The 2,927-nt window shown below is 72.6% G+C and carries 3 protein-coding genes and 1 pseudogene; 3 read left to right on the top strand and 1 reads right to left on the bottom strand.

All coding sequences use genetic code 11. The annotated features are described in order from the left end of the window. Positions 1-13: 13 nt before the first annotated feature. The 3 genes and pseudogenes from NON22_RS22710 to NON22_RS22700 form a co-directional block, all read left to right on the top strand. Positions 14-532 (top strand): annotated as a pseudogene (locus tag NON22_RS22710) (NAD(P)-dependent oxidoreductase); the annotation flags it as partial. 108 nt (positions 533-640) lie between these two features. Beyond that, positions 641-1,123, top strand: a complete 483-nt coding sequence (locus NON22_RS22705) for a cupin domain-containing protein (protein WP_257389267.1) — start codon at positions 641-643, stop codon at positions 1,121-1,123. A 65-nt stretch (positions 1,124-1,188) separates the two neighbouring features. Further along, positions 1,189-2,346, top strand: coding sequence for an alpha/beta fold hydrolase (locus NON22_RS22700; RefSeq protein WP_257389266.1), 1,158 nt, complete (start codon positions 1,189-1,191; stop codon positions 2,344-2,346). Positions 2,347-2,420: 74 nt separating this feature from the next. Here the strand turns inward: NON22_RS22700 and NON22_RS22695 are convergent. After that, positions 2,421-2,927 (bottom strand): hypothetical protein (locus tag NON22_RS22695; RefSeq protein WP_257389265.1); only part of this gene is annotated, 507 nt, incomplete at its 5' end.

The following is a 2,927-nucleotide window of genomic DNA, read 5'->3' as shown; positions in this document are numbered from 1 at the left end:
CGGCACGATCGTCGTGCCGCTCGGCACGACCTCGCCCGAGTACTCCGCCGCGCTCGCCGCCGACGTGCGCGCGGCCGGCGGCGCCTACGTCGAAGCGCCCGTATCCGGCTCGCGCGTGCCGGCCGAACAGGGCCGCCTCGTCGGCATGATCGGCGGCGACGAGGACGACGTCGCGCGCGTGCTGCCGCTGCTCGCGCCGCTCTGCGTCCGCGTGTTCCGCTGTGGCGCCGTGCCGGGCGCGCTGCGCATGAAGCTCGCGGCGAATCACTTCCTGATCGGCCTCGTGGCCGTGCTCGCCGAGACCGTGCAGGCGGCGCGTGCCGCCGGCGTCGATCTGCAGACCCTCCGCGAGGTGCTCGATGCCGGCCCGATGGCCAGCGCCGTCTCGCGCATGAAGCTCGACAAGCTCGTCGCCGGGGACTTTTCGCCGCAGGCCGCCGTCCGCGACGTCCGCACGATCACCGAGCTCGTCGCCGCGCAATGCGGGCAGGCCGGCGCCGACGCGCCGCTGATCCGGCAGTGCGTCGAACTGTTCCGCAGGGCCGAAACCGACGGCCACGGCGACGGCGACATGGCCGCTGTCATCCATGCGTTCGCGCGACCCACCCGTGAATCACCGCCCATCCGACCGGAACCCTCCATGACGACGAATCCCGTGCCACCCGTAGCCGCGACCGCGGCCGACGTACCGAGCCGCGCGCAGCGTTCGATCTATCCGGCGCCGTTCGCCGCCCGGTTCGACGGCCGCGACAAGAAGCCGCTCGGCACGGTCTTCGGCCTGACGAATTTCGGCGTGAATCTCACGCGGCTCGCGTCCGGCGCCGCGTCGTCGCTGCGGCACGCGCACACGCGCCAGGACGAATTCGTCTACGTGCTCGAGGGCGAAGTCGTGCTGTACACCGACGCCGGCGCGACGGCCTTGAGCCCCGGCATGTGCGCCGGCTTCCGCGCCGGCACCGGCGATGCGCACCGGCTCGTCAACGCATCGGACCGCGACGCCGTCTATCTCGAAGTCGGCGACCGTACCGCCGGCGACGAAGCCACGTATCCCGACGACGACCTCGTCGCACGCCTCGATGCCGGCGCCTGGCGCTTTTTCCGCAAAGACGGCACGCCGTACTAGACGCGCGTGCTAACCCGCACCGGCGCCGCAGACGGCGCCGAACGACACACCATGGAACCGAAACGATGACGCGAAACGCTTTCGACGCCGCGCTGCCGGCGGCTGACACCGCACCGGCGGCTGCCGCGACGATCCGCGGCACTGCGCTTTCGCGCGACGCGGCCGGGCTGATCCGCGGCGCGTTCGCGCTCGCAACGGCATGGCTCGCGATCGGCACCGGCGCCGCGGCCGATCTCGTCCCGGTCGCCGAGGTCGAACAGGACTACGTGAAGCCGCATCGGCTCGTCGACGTCGGCGGCGGCCGGCGCATGAATCTGTTCTGCCTCGGCGAAGGCCGCACGACGGTCGTGTTCGATTCCGGCCTCAGCGACTGGTCGAGCACCTGGGCGCTGATCCAGCCCGCCGTCGCCGCGAAGACGCGCGCGTGCTCCTACGACCGGGCCGGCATGGGCTACAGCGATCCGTCGCCGGTGCCGCGCACGCCGCAGGCCGCGGTCGAGGATCTGCATGCGCTGCTCGAACGCGGCGGCATCGCCGGTCCCGTCGTTCTCGTCGGCCATTCGCTCGGCGGATTCCACGCCAAGCTGTTCGCAGTGTCCTATCCCGAGAAAGTCGCCGGGCTCGTGCTCGTGGATCCGGCCGAAGAGCGGCTCTGGGATCGCGTCGAATCGTCGCTCTCGCGGCGCTTCGGCGCGGCGGCCGTGCGCGCCGCGCGCGCCGAGGACGAGCAGGACATCGCGGCGGCGATCGCGCATTTCGCCGACTGCGCGCAGACGGCGCGCGCCGGCGCGCTGACCGCGCAGAAATACCGGCGCTGCACCGACCCCGTGCGCTTCCCGCTCGGCACGGTCATCCTGCAGGAACGCCGCGTACTGCAGCAGACCGCGACCTACCAGGACACACAGGCTTCGGAGATCGCCCACTGCATGTACGCGAAGAATCCCGCAGCCGACGCGCGCTATCGCCGTCTGTTCGCCGGCCGGCAGCCGCTCGGCGATCTGCCGCTGGTCGTGCTGACGCACGGACTCTACGACCTGTCCGAACCGAACTGGGAAGTCCACTACCGGAGCTGGCGCAAGGCGCACGAGCTGACCGCGTCGCTGTCGCGCCGCGGCAGGCACGAGATGGTCGCCTTCGCGAATCACAATATCCAGATCGACCGGCCCGACGTGATCGTGGACGCCGTGCTGGCCGTGCTCGCGACGGCGGAACAGCAGCCGTAGCGGTTGCCGCAGCGCGTCCGACCTGGCCGACGACGTCGACACCCCCACCGGAAAGACTGCCGCGATCCGGCCCCCTAGCGCACGAACTCGACCGGATAGCTCGCGCGCTGCTGGCCGCCGCAGTCGACGGTGACCTCGGCCTTACCCGGCGCGAGCTGCGTCGCGGCGAGGCTGAGGTTCGCGAACCCGAAATCGTCCGGCGCCGCCTGGGCCTCCAGGCGGCGGCCGTCCTGCAGGATGCGCACCGTCGGCGTGCAGCCCGGTTCGGCCGCGACCGGCACGCTGAGCACGACCATGCCGTCGGCCGGCAGCCGCAGGGTCGGCACCGTGCTGACGCTGCGCATCCGGTCCACCGACAGCAAGGTCGTCGGCACGAGCGCGTCAGGCGCCGCCGACCAGAAGCGGCCGGCGGCGAGCCCGACCGCGAGCGCGACGCTCGCGGCCGCGAGCAGCGGTATCCAGGTGCCGGCCGGCCGCCGCACCGGCGGGAACGGCAGCACGGTCGACGCGCCCGACGATGCGCCGGCCGGCGGAGACGGCGCCGCCGACGGGGCCGGTGCAGCGGACGCCGCCGGCGGCGC

Origin of the sequence: Tahibacter caeni, from assembly GCF_024609805.1 — a bacterium.
Taxonomy (GTDB): Bacteria; Pseudomonadota; Gammaproteobacteria; order Xanthomonadales; family Rhodanobacteraceae; genus Tahibacter; species Tahibacter caeni.
Note: the sequence above shows the minus strand (reverse complement) of the source record. Positions and strands in the feature narration are given on the sequence as shown.

Bases quoted from the DNA above. Each gene is read 5' to 3' on its own strand.
- NON22_RS22705 (WP_257389267.1), top strand. From the start codon at position 641: ATGACGACGAATCCCGTGCCACCCGTAGCCGCGACCGCGGCCGACGTA.
- NON22_RS22700 (WP_257389266.1), top strand. From the start codon at position 1,189: ATGACGCGAAACGCTTTCGACGCCGCGCTGCCGGCGGCTGACACCGCA.